Annotated in this window: 16 protein-coding genes; 1 reads left to right on the forward strand and 15 read right to left on the reverse strand. The window is 68.3% G+C overall.

The window, feature by feature from the left end:
- The 11 genes from H3O04_RS13450 to H3O04_RS13500 all read right to left on the reverse strand — a co-directional run.
- Positions 1-1,418: heavy metal sensor histidine kinase (locus H3O04_RS13450; RefSeq protein ID WP_202587862.1), on the reverse strand; the 1,418-nt coding region annotated here is incomplete at its 3' end.
- Complete coding sequence (gene irlR, locus H3O04_RS13455) at positions 1,415-2,098, reverse strand: heavy metal response regulator transcription factor IrlR (protein ID WP_202587863.1); 684 nt, start codon at positions 2,096-2,098, stop codon at positions 1,415-1,417. The genes irlR and H3O04_RS13450, both read right to left, overlap by 4 nt.
- Positions 2,098-5,310, reverse strand: a complete 3,213-nt coding sequence (locus tag H3O04_RS13460; RefSeq protein WP_202587864.1) for an efflux RND transporter permease subunit — start codon at positions 5,308-5,310, stop codon at positions 2,098-2,100. The genes irlR and H3O04_RS13460 overlap by 1 nt, the downstream gene beginning before the upstream one ends.
- Positions 5,311-5,450: 140 nt before the next feature.
- On the reverse strand, positions 5,451-6,920 hold the full coding sequence (locus H3O04_RS13465) for an efflux RND transporter periplasmic adaptor subunit (protein ID WP_202587865.1): 1,470 nt from the start codon (positions 6,918-6,920) through the stop codon (positions 5,451-5,453).
- Between the two features lie 26 nt (positions 6,921-6,946).
- The gene (locus tag H3O04_RS13470) at positions 6,947-8,260 is read right to left on the reverse strand and encodes a TolC family protein (protein WP_202587866.1); all 1,314 of its coding nucleotides are present in this window, start codon (positions 8,258-8,260) and stop codon (positions 6,947-6,949) included.
- 243 nt (positions 8,261-8,503) lie between these two features.
- Complete coding sequence (locus H3O04_RS13475) at positions 8,504-9,694, reverse strand: phosphotransferase enzyme family protein (RefSeq protein WP_202587867.1); 1,191 nt, start codon at positions 9,692-9,694, stop codon at positions 8,504-8,506.
- A gap of 36 nt (positions 9,695-9,730) precedes the next feature.
- On the reverse strand, positions 9,731-10,375 hold the full coding sequence (gene pnuC, locus H3O04_RS13480) for a nicotinamide riboside transporter PnuC (protein WP_006479634.1): 645 nt from the start codon (positions 10,373-10,375) through the stop codon (positions 9,731-9,733).
- 59 nt (positions 10,376-10,434) lie between these two features.
- On the reverse strand, positions 10,435-12,666 hold the full coding sequence (locus H3O04_RS13485) for a TonB-dependent siderophore receptor (protein WP_202587868.1): 2,232 nt from the start codon (positions 12,664-12,666) through the stop codon (positions 10,435-10,437).
- Between the two features lie 640 nt (positions 12,667-13,306).
- Positions 13,307-13,510 carry a DUF2970 domain-containing protein gene (locus H3O04_RS13490; protein WP_006486164.1) on the reverse strand — a complete coding sequence of 68 codons (204 nt, stop codon included), beginning with the start codon at positions 13,508-13,510 and terminating at the stop codon, positions 13,307-13,309.
- Positions 13,511-13,630: 120 nt separating this feature from the next.
- Positions 13,631-15,712, reverse strand: a complete 2,082-nt coding sequence (locus tag H3O04_RS13495; RefSeq protein WP_202587869.1) for a pyridoxamine 5'-phosphate oxidase family protein — start codon at positions 15,710-15,712, stop codon at positions 13,631-13,633.
- A 35-nt stretch (positions 15,713-15,747) separates the two neighbouring features.
- Positions 15,748-16,392, reverse strand: a complete 645-nt coding sequence (locus tag H3O04_RS13500) for a glutathione S-transferase family protein (RefSeq protein ID WP_011548332.1) — start codon at positions 16,390-16,392, stop codon at positions 15,748-15,750.
- Positions 16,393-16,518: 126 nt separating this feature from the next.
- Between H3O04_RS13500 and H3O04_RS13505 the strand changes: the two genes are divergently transcribed.
- On the forward strand, positions 16,519-17,460 hold the full coding sequence (locus H3O04_RS13505; RefSeq protein ID WP_202587870.1) for a LysR family transcriptional regulator: 942 nt from the start codon (positions 16,519-16,521) through the stop codon (positions 17,458-17,460).
- A 97-nt stretch (positions 17,461-17,557) separates the two neighbouring features.
- Here H3O04_RS13505 and H3O04_RS13510 read toward each other — a convergent pair whose 3' ends face one another.
- The 4 genes from H3O04_RS13510 to H3O04_RS13525 all read right to left on the reverse strand — a co-directional run bounded on the left by H3O04_RS13510 (position 17,558) and on the right by H3O04_RS13525 (position 20,024).
- Complete coding sequence (locus tag H3O04_RS13510; protein WP_124547969.1) at positions 17,558-17,902, reverse strand: hypothetical protein; 345 nt, start codon at positions 17,900-17,902, stop codon at positions 17,558-17,560.
- A 174-nt stretch (positions 17,903-18,076) separates the two neighbouring features.
- Positions 18,077-18,517 (reverse strand): hypothetical protein, encoded by a 441-nt coding sequence (locus tag H3O04_RS13515; protein ID WP_202587871.1) that lies wholly within the window; start codon positions 18,515-18,517, stop codon positions 18,077-18,079.
- Positions 18,518-18,570: 53 nt separating this feature from the next.
- Complete coding sequence (locus H3O04_RS13520) at positions 18,571-19,053, reverse strand: DUF4189 domain-containing protein (protein ID WP_080289683.1); 483 nt, start codon at positions 19,051-19,053, stop codon at positions 18,571-18,573.
- 314 nt (positions 19,054-19,367) lie between these two features.
- Positions 19,368-20,024 carry a TetR/AcrR family transcriptional regulator gene (locus tag H3O04_RS13525; RefSeq protein WP_006479640.1) on the reverse strand — a complete coding sequence of 219 codons (657 nt, stop codon included), beginning with the start codon at positions 20,022-20,024 and terminating at the stop codon, positions 19,368-19,370.
- Positions 20,025-20,075: the final 51 nt, after the last annotated feature.

Raw genomic sequence — 20,075 nt, forward strand, 5'->3', positions numbered from 1 at the left:
GCTTTCCGCGACGGCCGTCCCGGTTCGGCCGGCCGTCGCGGAAAGCGCAGCCAGAAAGTCGTGCGGCGGCCCGGCTCGCTGTCGACGCCGCATTCGCCGCCATGATTGTCCATGATCGACCGGACGATCGCGAGGCCGAGCCCCGTGCCCGACGCCGAATTGTGCCGCGATGGATCAACGCGATAAAAGCGCTCGAAAATCCGCCCGACATGCTCGGCGGCAATGCCGGGCCCCGTGTCGGACACGGCGATCGTCGTCGCACCGCCCTGCTCGACGCAATCGATCGTCACGACGCTGCCGCGCGGCGCATAAGTTAACGCATTCGACAGCAGGTTGCTCAACGCGCGCTGATACAGCGTCAGGTCCGCATCGACCCATGCGTGGCCGTCGACCTTCACGGTCACGCCTTCATCTTCCGCCAGCGGCTCGTAGTAGCCGGCCACCCGCTCCGCCTCCTCCGCCGCATTCAGGCGCCGCACATCGATCGACGTGCCGGCCTGTTCCGAACGCGCGAGAAACAGCATGTCCTCGATCATCCGCGACAGCCGCTGGTATTCGTCGATGCTCGACTCGATCACGCTCCGGTATTCGTCCGCGCTGCGCGGTTGCGACAGCACGACCTGCGCGGCCGCCTGCAGGTTGGTCAGCGGCGTGCGCATGTCGTGCGCGAGATTCGACGAGAACTGGCTCAGCCGCGTGAACGATTCGTTCAGCCGCGCGAGCATCCCGTTGAACGCATGCTCGAGCTCCTTCAGCTCGCCGGACGTATCGAGTTCCGGCAGCGGATGCGCGAGCCGGCTCGACGACATCTGCTCCGCGCACGCCGCGAACCGGCGCAGCGGGCTCAGCCCGAGCGCCGCGATGCCGTATGCGATCGCGGCCGCGAGCACCACGCCGAACACCTCGATCACGACGATCGTATAGGCATGCGTGCGCAGCAGCAGCACGTCGGCGCTGCGGTCGTACTGCACTGCGACGCGCACCACGGGCGCACCTGCGCCGGCGAGCGGCACGGTCGTCAGCAGATACTGGTGTCTTGCGCCGGGCGGGGCGATGCCGACCGGCACGCGCCCGGCACTCGTCGACATCAGCGGCGCGTACGGACGGAAGCCGGGCGTGCCGACGAGGCGCGTACCGGCGACATCGAAGATCGCGAGATCCATGTTCGGATGACCGTGCAACTGGTCGATCCAGATATCGGGGTTGCGCGCGACGTCGGTCGTCGTGCGCGCCTCGGCCAGGTGCGCGCCCAATGCGGCGGAAATACCGGCCATCTGCTCGGCTGCCGTCGTTTCGACACGGTTGCTCAGCGCTTCGTACAATGCGACGCCGCTCGACGCGAGGATCACCGACGTCGACAGGATGATCAGCGCGGTCAGCCGGCCGCGCAGCGTTCGCGGCAGCAGGCGCGCGATCATGCGGCCACGCCGCCGCGCGCTTCGAGCACGTAGCCCATACCGCGCACCGTGTGGATCAGCTTCGGTTCGTATGCGTCGTCGATCTTCGAGCGCAGCCGGCGGATCGCCGAATCGACGACGTTCGTGTCGCTGTTGAAGTTCATGTCCCACACCTGCGACGCGATCGTCGCGCGCGGCAGGATCTCCCCTTCGCGGCGCATCAGCAGCCACAGCAGCGCGAACTCCTTCGCGGTCAGCAGGATCGTGTCGCCCTGCCGCGTGGCCTTGCGGCGCGTCAGGTCGAGTTCGAGATCGGCCACGCGCAGCGTGTTCGAATCGCGCGGCTGGCCGCGCCGCAGGATCGACTTGATGCGCGCGGTCAGCTCGACGAAGTCGAACGGCTTCGCGAGATAGTCGTCCGCGCCGAGTTCGAGCCCCTTCACGCGATCGCCGACGTCGTCACGGGCAGTGAGGAACAGCACGGGCGTCGATTTGCTGCGCCGCAGGTTCTGCAGCAGCGTCCAGCCGTCCTGCCCGGGCAGCATCACGTCGAGCACGAGCAGGTCGTACTCCTCCGTTTCGGCCTGGTGCTGGCCCGTGATGCCGTCCTCGACCCAGTCGACGACGTAGCCGGCCTCGGTCAGGCCCTTGCGCAGATACGCGCCCGTCTTCGGTTCATCCTCGACAATCAGAATTCGCATCACGCATTACCCTTGAAAAAACCCAGTCGGCGCAGCACGCCCGCGCCGAAGCCGCCGCGCAACGCCGCGCGCCACGACACCGCATGGCTGACCCGGTACAGCACCGGCAGCACCAGCAGCGTCAGCGCCGTGGACGACAGGATACCGCCGATCACGACCGTCGCAAGCGGGCGCTGCACCTCGGCGCCGGTGCCGGTCGCGAACGCCATCGGCAGGAAGCCGAGCGACGCGACCAGCGCGGTCATCAGCACGGGCCGCAGCCGCGTGAGCGCACCGTCGTGCACCGCGGCGTCGAGCGGCATGCCTTCGTCGCGCAGGTTGCGGATGAACGAGATCATCACCAGACCGTTGAGCACGGCCACGCCGGACAACGCGATGAAGCCGACCGCCGCCGTGATCGACAGCGGAATCCCGCGCAGCCACAGCGATACGACGCCGCCGCTCAGTGCGAACGGAATGCCGGTAAACACCAGCAGCCCGTCCTTCACGTTGTTGAACATCACGAACAGCAGCACGAACACCATGAACAGCGCGAGCGGCACGACGAGCTTCAGGCGCTCGCTCGCGCTTTGCAGCTGCTCGAACTGCCCGCCCCACGACACCCAGTACCCGGCCGGCACGCGCACGTCCTGCTGCAACTGCTCGCGCGCATCGGCGACGAACGAGCCGACGTCGCGGCCGCGCACGTTCGCGCTGACGACCACCCGCCGCTTGCCGTCCTCGCGGCTGATCTGGTTCGGGCCGGGGGCCACGTCGATCGTTGCGAGCTCCGCGAGCGGCACGTACGGCGCCGCCGCGAGCGGCGCGCTGGCGCCGGCGGCCGGCACGGGCAGCGCGATCGGCAGCCGCTTGATCGCCTCGATGTCGGAGCGCAGCTCGTCGGGCAGCCGCACGACAATGTCGAAGCGGCGGTCTCCCTGGAACAGCGTGCCGGCCTTCTGCCCGCCGACGGCCGCGGCCACCGAGTCCTGCAGGTCGGCCACGCTCACGCCGTAGCGCGCGAGCTTGTCGCGGTCGAGGTTGACGGTCAGCACCGGCAGGCCCGTGGTCTGCTCGACCTTCACCTCCGACGCGCCCGGCACCTTCTGCAACGCGGCCGCGATCTGCTCGCCGGTCTGGTTCAGCACGGCCATGTCGTCGCCGAAGATCTTCACGGCGACGTCGCTGCGCACGCCCGAAATCAGTTCGTTGAAGCGCAGCTGGATCGGCTGCGAGAACTCGTACGCGTTGCCCGGCAGCTCGGCGAGCGCTTCCTCGATCTCGCGCACGAGCTGGTCACGCGGCTTCTTCGGGTCGGGCCACGTGTCGGCCGGCTTCAGCATGATGTAGCCGTCCGACAGGTTCGGCGGCATCGGGTCGGCCGCGATCTCGGCCGTCCCGGTGCGCGCGAACACGCGCTCAATCTCGGGGAAGCGCGCCTTCAGCGTCTTCTCGATCGACTTCTGCATCTCGACCGATTGCGACAGGCTCGTGCCGGGAATCCGCAGCGCGGACACGGCCAGATCGCCCTCGTTGAGGCTCGGAATGAACTCGCTGCCGAGCCGCGTCGCGAGCCCGAGCGTGACCAGCACGATCGCGCCCGCTCCGATCATCACGCGCGCCGGGCGCGTCATGAACGCGGCGAGCACCGGTTCGTACGCGCGCCGCGCCCAGCCCATCAACCGGTTCTCCTTCTCCTCGACCCGCTCGCCGATGAACAACGCAACGGCCGCCGGAATGAACGTGACGGTCAGCACCATCGCGGCGGCGAGCGCCATCACGACGGTGATCGCCATCGGGTGGAACATCTTGCCTTCGACACCGGTCAGCGCAAAGATCGGCAGATACACGACCATGATGATCAGTTGCCCGAAGATCAGCGCGCGGCGCGCCTCCTGCGATGCGCCGAACACTTCGGCAAAGCGCTCGTCGCGCGTGAGCGGCCGGCCGGCCGCCGACTGCGCATGCGCGAGCCGCCGCACGCAGTTCTCGACGATCACCACCGCGCCGTCGACGATGATCCCGAAGTCGAGCGCGCCGAGGCTCATCAGGTTCGCGCTCACCTTCGCGTTGACCATGCCGGTGAAGGTCATCAGCATCGACAGCGGGATCACGAGCGCGGTGATCAGCGCCGCGCGGATGTTGCCGAGGAACAGGAACAGCACGGCGATCACGAGCACCGCGCCTTCGAGCAGGTTCTTCTTCACGGTGGCGACGGCCTTCTCGACCAGCACCGTCCGGTCGTACACCGGAATCGCTTTCACGCCGGCCGGCAGCGTGCGGTTCACGTCCTCCATCTTCGCGGCGACGGCCTTCGACACCGTCCGGCTGTTCTCGCCCATCAGCATGAACACCGTGCCGAGCACGACTTCCTCGCCGTTCGACGTCGCGGCGCCGGTGCGCAGTTCGCGGCCGATGTCGACCACGCCGACGTCCTTCATCCGCACCGGCACGCCGCCGACGTTGGTCAGCACGATGTTCGCGATGTCGTCGACGGTGCGCGCCTGGCCCGGCACGCGCACCAGATACTGCTCGCCGCGCTTCTCGATGTAGCCGGCGCCGACGTTGTCGTTGTTGCGCTCCAGCGCGCGCACGACGTCGGCAAGCGTCAGCCCGTACGACATCAGCTTCGCCGGATTCGGCGCGACGCGGTATTCCTTCACGTAGCCGCCGATCGAGTTGACTTCGGTCACGCCGCGCACGTTGCGCAGTTGCGGCCGCACGACCCAGTCCTGCAGCTCGCGCAGGTCGGCCGCCGTATAGCGCGTGCCGTCGGGCTTGCGCGCGTTGGCGTCGGCCTCGACGGTCCACAGGTAGATCTCGCCGAGGCCGGTCGACGTCGGCCCCATCGCGGGCGCGATGCCGGCCGGCAGCTTGTCCTTCGCCTCCTGGATGCGCTCGTTGACGAGCTGCCGCGCGAAGTAGATGTCGGTGCCGTCCTTGAAGATCACGGTGACCTGCGACAGCCCGTAGCGCGAGATCGAGCGCGTCTGCTCCAGCCCCGGCAGCCCGGCCATCACGGTCTCGACCGGATAGGTGATGCGCTGCTCGGCCTCCAGCGGCGAGTAGCCGGGCGCGGACGTGTTGATCTGCACCTGCACGTTCGTGATGTCGGGCACCGCGTCGATCGGCAGCCGCTGGTAGCTGAACACGCCGAGCGCGGCCACGGCCGCGATCGCCAGCATCACCAGCCAGCGATGCGCAATCGCAAAGCGGATCAGGCGCTCAAACATGTCGGGATTCCTTGAAACGGGGCACGGTCGGCCGCACCGGACGGGCCGCGCGGCCGGTCACCCGGCGGCTCGGAAAGCAGGCCGCATAGCGGGCCGCCAGTCGCGCCACGGCGCACGCGTATTCGCATGCGTAGTGCTGCTCATTCATGTTCCGCGCTCCCCTTGCCGAGCTCCGCCTTCAGCACGAAGCTGTTCGACGCCGCGTATTCCTGGCCGGCCTTCAGCCCCTTCAGCACTTCGGTCGCGCGTTCGTCGCGCCGTCCCGTTTCGACGGCCTGTGCGACGAAACCCTTCAGCGAGCGCACGAACACCGACGGCGCGCCGTCGACGTCCTGCAGCGCGTCGCTCGCGACCGCGAGCGGCACGCCCTGCCTGCCCGCGTCGACCGACACGTTGACGAACATCCCCGGCCGCCACACGCGATCCGGGTTCGGCAGCACGACACGCGCCGGCGCGGTGCGCGTCTGCTCGCCGAGCAGCGACCCCACGTACGCGATCGGACCGCTCGAACGCGATTCGAACGCAGTCGCGATCACCGTGGCATCGCGACCGACGCGCACGTCGTTGAGCCGCTGCGCGGGCACCGCCATCTCGGCCCACACGGTCGACAGGTCGGAGATCACGAACATGCTCGCGTCGGCGGCAATCGCCTCGCCGGGCGTCGCATGCTTCTCGACGATCGTGCCCGCGAACGGCGCGCGCAGTTCATAACGGTTCAGCGCACCCGCGCCGACCGGCGCATTCAGCGCGGCGAGCTTCTGCCGCGCGTTCTGCACGGCGATCTCGGCCTCGCGCAACTGCACCTGCGCCTGCTGGTAATCCTGCTCGGCCGAAATGCGCTCCTGCCACAGCGTGCGTTCGCGTTCGTAGGTTGCGCGCGCACCCGACAGCCGGCGCTCGGCCGTCAGCAATTCGCTGCGCCGGTCGGCCAGGTCGGTGCTCGCGATCACGGCAAGCACCTGCCCTTTCGCGACGTTCTGGCCGAGTGACACCGACACCTGCTCGACGATGCCGGCCACGCGTGGCACCACGTGCGCGGTGCGATCCTCGTTGAACTTGATTTCGCCGGGAAGCTGGAACGGCGTCGCGATCTGCGCGGGGCCGGCTTTCGCGAGCGCGATCCTCGACGTCGCCAGTTGCGCGTCGGTCAGCGCGATCGCACCGTCGGCGCGCGCGAACGGGAACGACGCGGCGTCGTTGCCGGCCTTTACGTCGATCGTCGCATCGAACACGTGCGGCTTCGCGATCGACTGCGCGGACACGAACTTCTGGCCGGCCGCGTCGAATCGCAACGGCGCGTGCGTGCGGTCGTACCGCACCAGCGTGCCGGACACGGTCACGCCCTTGTCCACCGGCTTGCCGTCGACGAACGGATAGACGACGAGCCGCGCGTCGCCCGGCTTTTCCGTCATCACGATCTCGACGGACAGCTTGCCGCGCTTCAGCACGACACCGCCGCGCGCACCGGCGCCCTCGGCCGGCTGCGCGGCATCGGCGGCCGGCGGCGCCGATGCGCTGCTGCCGCCCCGCGTGACGGCGAGCGCACCGATCACGATCCCTGCGCCGCCGAGCACGGCCGCCGCAATAACGAAGATTCTGCTGCGTGACATGATGATCCTTCAGGTAAGAGGGGCGCTCATTGCGCGACGGCCGCGAGCGGCGTGCCGACGAGCCGGCCGATATCGGCGCGGGCCGCATGGGCGCCGGCGAGCGCACGCACGTATTGCAACTGCCCCTGGAACAGCGTGCGCTGCGCGTCGAGCACGTCGAGGAAGCTGAACTTCCCGAGTTCGTAGCCGCGCGACATCGCGTCGAGCGCGAGACGCGCGGCCGGCAGGATGTCGACCTTCAGCCGCTGCGCTTCCTGCTCCGCGGCCTCGAAATTCGCGTATGCCTGCGTCAGTTCCAGCCGCAGGCGCGTGCGCTCGCGATCGAGATCGGCGTTTGCGCGCTCGGCCTTGTGCGTCGCCTCGAGCAGCGCACCCTTGTTCGTGTTGAACAGCGGAATCGGGATCGATACGCCGACCACGGCCTGGTTGTCGGGCACGCCGCCCGTGGTCACGCGCTTGAAGCCTGCACTGACCGTCACGTCCGGAATGCGCCGCGCGCGCTCCAGCGACACGGCTGCGTTCGAGCGCAGCATCTCGGCACGCGCTACCCGCGCGAGCGGCGCGTCGTCGAGTTGCACGGTCAGCGCGGACAGCGGCTCGACCGGCGGCACGGTTTCCAGGTCGCCGCGCACCGCGAGGCGGTCATCGCGCGCTTCGCCCATCACCGCGTTCAGCTTTTCGCGCGCGACCTCGACACGGCCGCGCGCGGTCACGACTTCAATCTGCACGCCGGCCGCCGCCACCTGCGCCTTGGTCGCCTCGACCGGCGACACCTTGCCGGCCTGCGCGCGGCGCCCCGCGAGATCTGCCGAGCGCGCGGCGATCGCGGCCGATTCCTCGGTCACCTGAAGCTGGCGCTGCGCGGCGAGCAGCCCGTAGAACGCGGCGATCACATCGGCGCGCACTGCCACGCCCTGCTCGTCGAGCGACGCGTTGGCCGCCTCGCGGCCGTACGACGCGACGTCGAGCCGCGCGCGGCGCTTGCCGCCCAGTTCGATGGTCTGGTTGATCAATGCAGTCGACGTGCGTTCGGCGCGGCTGAAGCCTTCCTGCAGGAATGACACTTCAGGATTGGGGCGCGCGCCGGCCTGCATCAGCGCGCCGGCCGACGCATCGACATCCGCGCGTGCGCCGCGCAGCGCCGGATTGTTCCGGGCCGCGACCGCGAGCGCATCGGAGAGCGTCAATGACGACGCGGGGAGCGTATCGGATGGGGGAGCGCCGATCGGCGTCGCACTGCTGGCGGCAGCGGCGCCCGGGCCCAGTGTCAGCGATGGCTGCGCATGAGCCGTCGCGACCATCACGAAGACGATGGCCGCGACGAGGTTGAGCTTGAGCATGTTCGGTTCTGCGGTAACGGTTCGCGACCGATGCTACGGACCGGCCGCAGTGCGAACATGAGGCGAAGATGATATTTCCGTCATGTTGGGTGCAGCGGCACGCAGGCGTGCGACGCCCCACGGGAACGGCATTCCGCGTCGAGGATCAATAAGATGGGGTGAGCGTGCGGCGCGACGGCCGCACGGGAGAAGGCAACAGCTCGGGGCATCGGCACGCGTGCGCGGCACATCCCCGCACGCGGATCAGCTCATGCGTTGCTTCTCGCGCCGCCGCTGCACGAGCCAATCGAGCAACTGCCTCCCATCGCGTTCGCCGAACCACCGCGCATGCCCGATCAGGTAGCCGTCGTACGCGATATCGACGATCGCCGGCGCATCGATGATGCAGCCGAAATACGCGACTTCCGACAGCGCGAACTCCGTATGCACGATCGGCAAAAGCGCGACCAACGCCGCATACGCGTCGTCGCTCAACGGTTCGAGCGATTCGTAGCCGTCGAGCAGCGCGTCGATCTGGTCGTATTCCACGCGCCGCGCATCGACCGGCGCCATCCAGTCGACGGTATTGCGCTCGATCGCGAGCGCGAGATCCATCACCGCGCAGGTGCGGTCCGACAAGCCGAAATCGAGCACGGTGCGCACCTGCGCGCCGGGCCCCGCATCGGTCCACAGCAGGTTCGACGCGTGCCAGTCGCCGTGCGTCCACAGCGGCGCTAACGCAGGCAACAGCGGCACGAGGCGCGCGTGATACGGGCCGATCGCGTCGGCCACGTCGCCGCGCCAGTCGCGCGAGCCGAGTGCGCGCACCAGCAGCGGCTGCGCGTCGACCCAGCGTTCGAGCGCGCCCGCCAGATCGGTGGACGACAGCACCCGAAAGCTCGACAGCAGCGTGCGCACGGGGCGCGCAGGCGCATCGTAGCCGGCCGACGCGCGATGCAGTTCGGCCAGCGCGCGGCCAGCCGAATACGCATGCGACGGATGCGTGAACGGCTGCCACGACATCACGCCGCGATACGGATCGACGCCGGGCGCGAGCACGTGCACCTCGTACGTCCACTCGCCGGACGCAAACGCGGTCGCACCGTTGCGATCGGCCAGCACATCCACCACCGGCACGCCGCGCTCACGCAAATGCGCGATGAAGCGATGCTCTTCCTCCAGCCCCGCGACATCGCGCAGGCTCGCGTGATGACGCTTGACGAACAACCCGCGCCCGTCCGCCATCCGCACCAGCACCGCTGCCGCGAACTGCCGCGGGCTGTGCCACGTCAGCCGCACCGGCTCGCCCGCGCCGTCGATCCGCGCGAGCACGGCCGCCACCTCGTCGTGCGTGATCAGCGGCCAGTCGCGTTCGGCCTGCTCGCCGTCCACGCCGAATTGCGGCGGGGCGACGTCGCGCGACAGGGGGCCGTCCGGCTCGAGGGGGAATGACATGAACGACGTTGCTCCGTGGTTGAATCCGTGCGCGGATCAGCGCGCGCCGCCGCCCGATGCGAGCGGGCCGCCCGCGGCCGCGCGCAATGCGGCGGCCGTCCGGCTCCAGTCGCGCCAGCCGACGACGGCCAGCCCAATGAACAGCGCATAGAGCCCGGCCGTCAAATACAGTTCCTTGAACACGAACATCCCGACGTACACGACGTTCACGACGATCCACAGCCCCCACGACGCAATGTAGCGCCGCGCGGTCCAGTATTGGGCGACGAGGCTGAACGCGGTCAGCGACGCGTCGACGAACGGCAGCGCCGCATCGGTCCAGCGCGCCATCATCCCGCCGAGCAGCGCACTGCCGATGACTGCCGCGATCAGGTCGGGCAGCATCCTGAGCGGCCGCACGCCGGTCACGGGCGCGACGTCGCCGGCTGGCGCAGCCCCGCCGTCGGCACTACCGTCGGCCTCGCTCGCGCGCTGCGCGAGCCAGCGCTGCCAGCCGTACACCTGGAGCACCGCGAACGCGCCCTGCAGCAGCATGTCCGAGTACAGCTTCGCGTCGAAGAAGATCCAGCCGTACAGCGCGACCGACGCGAGGCCGACCGGCCAGCACAGCATGCGCCGTTTCGCGGTCAACCAGATCGCGAGCGCGCTGACGATCACGCCGGCGATTTCGAGTGGGGACATCGTCTGTACTCTCCTGAGGGGCTGCCGGGGCCGCGCGTCACGCGGCCGAACCCGGGCGGTCAGAAATCATAGGTCAACGATACACGCGCGGTGCGCGGCGCACCGGGGAACAGGTATGCATCGCCCTGCTGCTCGCCTGCGTCGCGCCAGTAGAACTTGTTGAACAGATTGTCCACCGACACGCGCAACACCGTACGATGGCCACCGATCTTGGTCGTATAACGCGCGCCCAGATTGAACACGAACCACGACGGCACGCGCGCGGTGCCTTCCTCGTTCGCGTTGCGCGCCGCGCTGTATTCCACGCCGCCGAGCACGTTCAGGCCCGCGACGCCCGGCACCGCGTAGTCCGCGTACAGCGACGCGCGCAGCGCGGGCACGTTGATGATCTGGTGCCCTTCGTAGGCCGGCGACCCCGAATCATAGGCACGGGCGCGAATCGCCGCGACGCTGGCCGTCAGGCCCAGCCGCTCGGTCACACGCCCGGCCGCGCCGAATTCGATCCCCTGGTGCCGCTGAGTGCCGCGCTGCACGAACGTGTAGCTCGTGCCCGACGCATCCGGGTCCGCGAACTGGAACGGCTTGCTGATCGAGAACACGGCGGCCGTCAGGCTCAGCCGGTCGAGCCAGTCGTATTTCGCGCCGACCTCGATCTGGTGCGATTCGACCGGCGGCAGGAACGCATACGCGTTGGTCGCGCGCACGGGCGCCTGGTCGCCGAGCGACAGCGCCTTGCTGTACGACGCATACAGCGACAGCACGTTCACCGGCTTGTAGACGAGCGCGACCTGCGGCAGGAACACCGAGCGGTCGGTATGCGTCGTCTCGCCGTCGAGGCTGCTCCAGTTGCGCTGGCGCAGCAGCACTTCCTTGCCGCCCGCGAGCACTTGCCAGTGTTCGCCGATACTGATGCGGTCGAGCCCGAACACGCCGTACTGCCACGCGTCGAGGCGCGGATACGACGGCCCCGGTGAATTCGGCGACGGCGGAAAGGTCAGGTCGGGCCCGTAGATATTCTCGCTGCCCACGTAGTCGTACACGGCGTCGGCCATGTGCACGACGCGGCGCTGCACGCTCACGCCGAGCGTCAGCTCGTGCCGCAGCGGCCCCGTCGCGAATTTTCCGGTCGTGACCGCGCGCAGATCGTCGTTGCGCCGGTATTCGCCGGGGCTGCGGAAATCGTACACGTCGTAGTCGCCGTTCGCGCCGAAGAAGAACGGCGACGTCGCGCCGGCCGCGCAGCTTGCCGCATACGAACAGCCGTACGCGAACGCGCTGTTGTCGTCGATCATCGTGCGGCTGCGGCCCGCGGCGATATAGGCCTTCCAGTCGTCGTTGAACTGGTAGTCGAAACGCGCGTTCAGGTTCAGCGCATCGGTCGTCACGGGTTTCGCCCACGGCTGCGTGCCGAGCGCCTTCGACGTCGTCTTGACCGACGGCACGACCGTGCCGCCGAGCAACTGGTAGCCGGGCGCGGAACGCTGGATCCACTGCTGGAATTCAGCATTGAGCTGCAGGCTCGCGCGCGGGCTGATGTCCCAGTCGGCGGCGATCGAACCGAACGTGCGCCGTCCGTTCGTGCCGTCGATATAGGAGTGCATGTTCTCCTTCGCCGCATTGATCCGGAACCCGAACTGATGATCGGGGCCGAAGCGGCGGCCGAGATCGACGGCCGCCGACGTCGAGCCGCGGCTGTCGACGCCGCCCGTCACGCTCGCGACGTTCGCGGAACGCTTGGTCACGAAGTTGATCACGCCGCCCGGTGCGACGACGCCGCTGTCGATGCCCGCGAGCCCTTTCAGGATCTCGACGCGTTCCTTGTTCTCGAGCGGCACGTTCTGCTCGCCGGACACCGTCAGCCCGTCGATCCGGATCGCGCTCGCGATATCGACCGGAAAGCCGCGGATCGCGAAGCCTTCGAAATAGCCGACCGGCGCATAGTCGTTGACGACCGACGCATCGTTGCGCACGACATCGCTCAGCCGCTTCGCCTGCTGATCGTCGATCAGCGCACGCGTAATCACGTTCACCGACGCCGGCGTGTCGCGCAACGGCGCGTCGTCGAGCCCCGCGACGGACGCTTCGCGCGCGCGCAGCGACTGGCCGCGCTCACCGCTCACCGTGATCGCGGGCAACGTCGCGTTGCCGGCCGCCTCGGCGCCCGGCGCGGGCGTGTCGCCCTGGGCCACGGCAGCCTGCGCCGCGAAAAGCGTGACGCCGAGGCCGACACCGAGCCCGACCTTCGCGCGCCGCCGCCGTGCGGGCGCCGCTGTTGTTCTATTCACCGTCATTGTTCTGGATGGAAAACTCGCCACTCGACCTGTCGAAACCCGAAACCCCAAACCCCAAACCCGTTACGAAGCTGCGAAGCGTGCGCCCGCGAATGCCGCCGCGCCCGTCACCGGGGCACGTGCGTCGACACGATATTCATCAGACGAACCGGACCCTGCGGCGTGCAAGCGGCCGACCGGTCGGAACAACGCAGGATGGGACATCGGATTCGGATGACGCGCCGGAAACCGACGCAGCGGCCGACGGGTTCGTCAACGGCTCGTCGGCCGGCCGGCTGCCTCGCGCGGTCGTGTCATGCGGGGGACGCTTCGAACGCCCCGGTGCGGGCGGCGGGCACGCGCGCCGGCCGTTCATCGGAACGGCGGCTGCCCGGCGCACGACATCGCGGCGTGGCGCGCATTTTACCCCGGGCACGGCGAAGGGCCGCGGAATCGGGCGGAACGGGAGACGGGGAAAGCGGGAACGGGGGCAGACGGCTTGGGCGGCGCGATAACGGTGGCGACGGTGGCGACGGCGGCGATTCGGTCGCGATGCGCGTCGTACGTGTCGGCCGCTGACACCAGCGTCATCCTCCGCCGGTCGGGCGACCTCGAACCGGAGCGGGAATGGCGGCCCGCGACCGGTTCATCAGCCGTTCGCTCAGAACCCCTGCATCGTCACGGTTGGATCGACAACCAGATGCACGACGCCGTAAATGACCGCGCCGACCAGCAGCGCAAGCAGGATCGCGACGAACGGCAGCAGCGTGAAGTTGGCGTTCGCGAGATCGGTCGCGTGCGCCTTGCTGTTGCGCACGCCGAAGAAACTCCACAGGACCAGACGGACCATGCCGAGCAGTTTCATGATAGGCTCCTTTATCGAATCGGTTGACGCTATCGTCGATCCGGACGGCATTCGAAAAAAGAAGCAGTTGCGCGCGCTTTTCGCGCAGCAGGCCCTCTGCGGCGGCATGTCGCACGCGTGTCAGCGGTCGAGCACAAGCGGCTGCGTCGCACCTTGCGCGGGCCGCGCGACGCACAGCAGCGCGCAGCCGGGCTCGACCGGCGCATCGGGTGTTTGCTCGTATTCCACCGCGCCGGACAGCACGCGCGTCGCGCACGTGCCGCACGAACCGGCGCGGCATTCGGACGGCACGGCCACGCGCTGCCCTTCCGCGAATTCGAGCAGCGTGCCGTCGGCAGGCGTCCACGCGGCGTCGCACCCCGTGCGTCGGAACACGACCGGCACGCTTGCCGCCGCAGGCGCGGCAGCCTCGCGGGTCGCGCTGCGCGAGACGCTCGACGGCCCGAACGCCTCGAAACGGATGCGCTCGTCGGGCACGTTCAGCGCGCGCAGCCCGTCGTACAGGTCGCGCATGAAGGCCGACGGCCCGCACAGATAGAAATCGTAGTCGTCGAACGACAGCACCCTCTTCAGTTGCCCGATGTCGATGCGGCCTGCCCGCGCCACCGTGCTTTCTTGAGGACGACTGTCGAACCAGTGAAGCGACAGGCGTGCATCGGCGGCCGCGAGGCGCGCCAGTTCCGCCGCGAACGGCCGATCGGCAGCTTCGCGTGCGCCATGCACGAACACGATACGGCGCGACGGCGTGTCGTCGGCCAGTGCCCGCCGCAGCATCGCGATCATCGGCGTGATGCCGATGCCGGCCGACACGAGCACGGCCGGCCGCGGGCTCGCGAGATCGAACGTGAAGCGGCCGCGCGGCATCTGCGCATCGAGCGTCATGCCGGCCTGCGCATGATCGTGCAGCCACGCCGATACGCGCCCTTCACGCTTCACGGTGATCCGGTACTGCGTGCCGCCCGGTGCATCGGACAGCGTGTAGCTGCGAATCGCGGGCGCGTCGCTGCCCGGCAGCGCGATGCGCAGCGTCAGATGCTGACCGGCTTCGTAGGCGGGCAATGCGCCGCCATCCGCCGGTTCGAAATGGAACGACCGGATCGCGCGGGCTGCGTCGACGATCTTCGCGATCCGCAGCGACCGCCATGCGGGTGCCGATGCAGGCGCGACCGCGGACGGCGCGGGTCCGGCCGTTGCCGCCGCCCCGCCCGACGCCGTCGCCGCCGCCACCGCCATCGCCATCGCCGCGAACTGCGGCGCGCGCTCGACCGCCGACCACCGGAACGGCAGCACCGCCCGCACACGCCGCACTTCCCGCACATGAAACCGCACGACGCGCTGCGCGCCGTCGAACGACGCGACGACCGGCCCGTCCCACACGATTTCCGCGCGCGCGGCGACATACAGCACATCGCCGCTGTCGAAATCGATGAACAGCAGCCCCGCGCGCGGATCGTGCTGCAGGTTGCCGAGCGTATTGAAGAACCGGTTGCCGCTGAAATCGGGCGTCGTCAACGTATGCGCATCGTCGACACGCACGAAGCCCGGCATCCCGCCGCGATGCGACACGTCCGCGCCGCGCGCCGCGCCCGCCTCCGCCGACGTGTTCGCGCTCGCGACGAAGAACGTGTCGGCCTGCGCGAGCAGCGCGCGATCCGCACCGCTCAGCGCGTCCGACACGTCCGGCGCGACGGCGGCCGCGACGTCCCGAGCGACGAAGGTCGGCTTGCGGCCCTGGATGTACTTCGCGCAATTGCCGAAGCTCTGCTCGACCGCGATCGTCAGCGCATCGCCGTCGACCGCGCGCACGACGCCGTTCACGCGATTGCGCCGCCGCGTATCGAATTCGATTCCGAGGCCGCCCAGCGGCGCGCCCGCCTGCCACGCGCCTGCCAGCGGATCGCCCGGCAGCGCGGGCGCCGCGATGCACAGCGTGCGGGCGTCCGGCGACGTGACGAAACCCGGCGCCCCGGCCCGCAGCGTCGCCCACGGCTGGCCGTGCGCATCGACGCCGCCGAGCACGAAGAACGGCAGTTGCGCGAAAAACGTCCGGTGCTGGTCCGGCATGAAGCGCCGAATCCCGCGCCGGCCGGCCGCGCTCGCCGCGTCCGTCACGCCCGCGCGCTGCTGCACGGCAAGCTCGCCCGCATGAAACGGCGCGGTGTCGAGTTCCCAGCCCGGTACGACGGCGGTCGGCGCATTCATCACATTCTCCTGAACAGGCGCAGTGGCAGTAAGCGTCAAGCGGCGAGCAGACCCGCGCGCGTCGTCGGCATCGCGACGAAGCCCGGCAACGCCTCGATACGCGCCAGCCATGCGCGCACGTGCGGATACGGTTCGAGCGACACGCCGCCTTCCGGTGCGTGCGCGATGTACGTGTACGCGGCGATGTCCGCGATCGTCGGCTGCGCGCCGGCCGCAAAGGGCTTGCCGGCCAGTTCGCGATCGATCACGTCGAGCACTTTCGCGGCTGTGCGCTTGGCCGCTTCCGGGTCGAGCGTCGCGCCGAACACGGTCACGAGCCGCGCGGCGGCCGGACCCGACGCGATCGGGCCGGCCGCGTACGACAGCCAACGCTGCACGACAGCCGCGCCGACCGGGTCGTCGGGCAGCCAGTGCGCGTCGCCGTAGCGCTTCGCGAGATACACCAGGATCGCGTTCGAATCGGCGATCACGGTGCCGCCGTCGTCGATCACCGGCACCTGCCCGAGCGGATTCAATGCGAGAAACGCCGGTTCGCGCTGCGCGCCGGCCGCAAGATCGACGTCGATGGTCTTCGACGGCAACCCGAGCAGCGACAGGAACAATCGAACGCGGTGCGCGTGCCCGGACAGCAGGAACGAATAGACGCGGATCGGCGAGGCGGGCTTGCTGGCGGCAGACATGGAAACACTCCGGAATCTCGCGCCGCCGGGGATCGGCGACGAACGGCTCCAGCGTAACGCTCGCCGTTCGTCGCCAGAAGATGGATAATCACTGAAACATTATCCTCTTTCATAGGACAATCGACGATGGCCGATCTGCGCGACGTGAACCTGAACCGGCTGGCGATCTTCGTCGCGGTGGTCGACGCCGGCTCGCTGACGGCCGCCGCCGAGCGGCTCGGCCTCGCGAAGACGGTCGTCAGCACGCACATGCAGCGCCTCGAATCCGAGGTCGGCGCGAACCTGCTGGTGCGCACGACGCGGCGGCTGAGCGTGACCGACACGGGACGCGTGTTCTACGACGCGTGCCGCGACATCGTGCGCGCGACCGAAGCCGCGCTCGACGCGGTGTCGTCCGACGCCGGGCCGCTGCGCGGCACGCTGCGCGTGAGCGTGCCGATCGACTATGGCGCGCTGGTGGTCGCGCCGGCCGTCGTCGCGCTGCGCGACCGGCATCCGGCGCTCGCCGTCGAACTGGTCGCGAACGACCGCGTGGTCGATCTCGTCGCGGACAACCTCGACGTCGCGATCCGCATCGGGCGGCTTGCCGATTCCAACTATCGCGCGGTGCAGCTCGGCACCTACGAGAAATGGCTGGTCGCGAGCCCGGCGTTCGTCGCGCGACACGGGCTGCCGCGCGACCCCGATGCGCTTGCCGCGCTGCCGTTCGTGATGCTGTCGTCGCTGCCGCGCCCGCATACGCTCGAACTCGACGACGCACGCGGCGGCCGCGCGTCGGTGCGCTGCGTCGCGCCGGTCGTGTCGAACACCGCGACCGCGTGCCGCGCGATCGTGCTCGCGGGCGGCGGCTTCGGGCTGCTGACGGATTTCTCGACCGCGGACGACGTCGCGGCCGGGCGGCTCGTGCGGCTGTTGCCGGGCTGGCGCACGGCGCCGGCCGGCATTCACGCGGTGTATCCGTCGACGCGGCTGCCTTCGCCGAAGGTGCGGGCGTTTGTCGAGGCGATGAAGGGGAAGCTGGAGGAAGCGCCGACAGCGCCTACGACAAAGCGCTCACGGTCGAAGTAGCAAGCCGCGTGGTTCATTGCGTGCTTACGGTATTCGACGACAGCGCATTCGCCGATAACGGCGACGCGCTCCGCCGATATCGTCAGCAGACGCCGCCTCAGATTTTGTTGGTTCGTCTGCGCACCCAATGCGCCAACATCGCGAGCAACAGGCAAGCCACACAGGCTGGCCAATACGCGACCCAGACCCACGCGCTCCGTTCATGGGCTGCGCTCCAGACGAAGCAGGCACACAGCAGGGTTAGAGCGATCAACGAGAAGGCGAAGCGGGATTTCTCGAGCATCCCGGCGGAATGCATCGCCCAAAGCAAGACCGCAGGAAGCAACAGATAGCCCCAATAGAATGCCATCGTCGTCAGTTCATCCGACGGCCGGCGGACCAGATTCGATATGTCAACCACCGTCATCACCGACCCGAACGACACCATCAGAAAAACTGCCACACTGACGCATACGAAATATCGGCCGTTGTAGTCGACATACCTTGCTCTCACGATCACTCCCTGGTCGATGACGTCAGCCCGCTCCCTATTGCAATGGATCGCGGGACCATCGATCCCTCATGACAACCGCAGCAATGAAGCGGGACCGTTCCACATCCACCACGGCGCCCTCCCCTAACGTAACGGCTCGACCGACGGTGACGTGAAGCCGCTTTCCATTGTGCCGGTCAACGAAGCGCTCCGACAGGTCCAGCTCCAGCGCTTGAAGTTGTAGTTCGTCTGGATCCAGCGATTGCCGACGGCATCACCGCCGGGCTTGCGAATCGACCAACCCAATTCGGCGTCGTAATGCGCTTCATCGCGCTCGTTGGTTACGACGCCCCTGGAATCGACAACGGCCTCGCGCGTCGCGCCGCCCTCGATCTGTTGAGGCCCCTGCTTCGCGCCGACCAGGTCGTGCGCGTACAACTGACGAAGATGCTCCACGCATGCGTCGAAACTGGCGAACGATTGTGGCGGCATCTCCACCGGCGGCAAATGGCCGCTCGCGGAAACGGACGATGCAAACGACGTCGCAACGCTCAACAGGAGAAGGCCGGTGTTGAAGTGCTTCATGTTCGAGGTTCCCGCGTATGCCCGAGCGCCAGCTCCGGGTCGACAACTGCCCGCTAGCGAGCGCTTTTTGGCAGGCTGCAATCGGTGTAATAGAGACGGCACGCGGTATCGCCATCCGTCTGGCAGATCGCCATGCCTTTCTGTATGGCTTCTTCCCTGGTGCCAGCACCGGCCGTACTGAATCCTTTGCTTCCAACGATCATGGCTCCGCAGCCGTTGGAGTAGGTCAACTGAACTTTGCAGGTAGCCCCGCCCTTGGCTTGGCAATCTGCCATCGCCGTGCGCGCGGCTCCGCGCTCGCTTTCCCCGCCGACGGCCGTGCCGAGTACGCCCTTTACACCATCGGTCGCGATCGCTCCCCACGTCGTCGCCAAACTGAACGTGGGCGCCTGCTGTGTAGGTGCCGCCTGCGCGCGGGGGGCCGGGCCGCAAGACGTCGCGCTATAGGGAATCCAGCCTGACGGACATGCCACTTGGGCGTGCGCGGTGATACTGATACCGACCAGGCAAGCGATTGAAAGAATTTTGGATCGCATGTTCTCTGTAACGCGTCTAGCGCTTTTCGTGTTATTCCAGTCGCTGCGTTTTCACGGCACTCGATGGGCTGAGATAGCCCAGGGAGCCCTTGATCCGTTTGTCGTTGTACCGACCTGCTCCCCGCGTTTGGTACGGTAATCAAAGCGAATCGACGAACGCGAGCAATCCGCCCCGCGCGCGGTAACGTACTGACTATCCGTTGTGAAGTGGCGATACTTTCGCAAACGCCGCCTCTTTCATGGCTGGATGCGCGTGCAAATATACCTGAGTTGTTTCGACGGATTCATGCCCGAGCCGCAGTTTCCGGCGCCCGCTACCTGCCCGTTCCCAACGTCCCCAGCAGCACCTTCCTGCAGCTCGCGATCATCTGCGCCTCCGGATCGCGATAGTCGGTCAGCAGCCACGCCGCGCCGACGTTCGTCATCGCGCCCACCAGCGCGAGCCCGATCAGCCGCTGCTCGGTGCGCTCGGCAGGCGTGACGGCCTCGCCCGGCGCGCCGATCGCCATGATCAGCTTGCCGAAGTCGATCAGCATGCGCTGGTACGTCATGTCGGTATCCGCGCTCACGCCCATTACCTCGAGCAGCAGCACGCGCGCCGCGCACGGGTCGCGCAGAAACGCGAAGAATGCGGCGAGCCCCGCGTCGACGCGCTCGCGCAGCTCGCCGCCGCGCGCGGCGACCGCCTGCGCGACCGCGTCATGCAACTGCTGCGCGTGATGCAGGTAGGTGCAGCGCAGCAAATCCTCGGTGCTGTCGAACGCCGCGTAGAAATAGCGATCGTTCAGCTTCGCTTCCTGGCAGATCGACCGCACCGTCGCCTTGCGGAAACCCACCGTACCGAACACGCGCGTCGCCGCGCGGATCAACGCATCGCGCCGCTCGGCGGCCCGCACCTCGGGCGCCACACCGCCATACGCCCGGCCCCTTTTTTCCGTTTCGAGTGCTTTCTCCATTCCGCTATTTGACATCAGGACACCCGAAAACTAAAGTGGTGACGAACAACACCACAATAGATGCGC

It is taken from the genome of Burkholderia sp. KCJ3K979, assembly GCF_016759955.1.
Classification (GTDB): Bacteria; Pseudomonadota; Gammaproteobacteria; order Burkholderiales; family Burkholderiaceae; genus Burkholderia; species Burkholderia orbicola.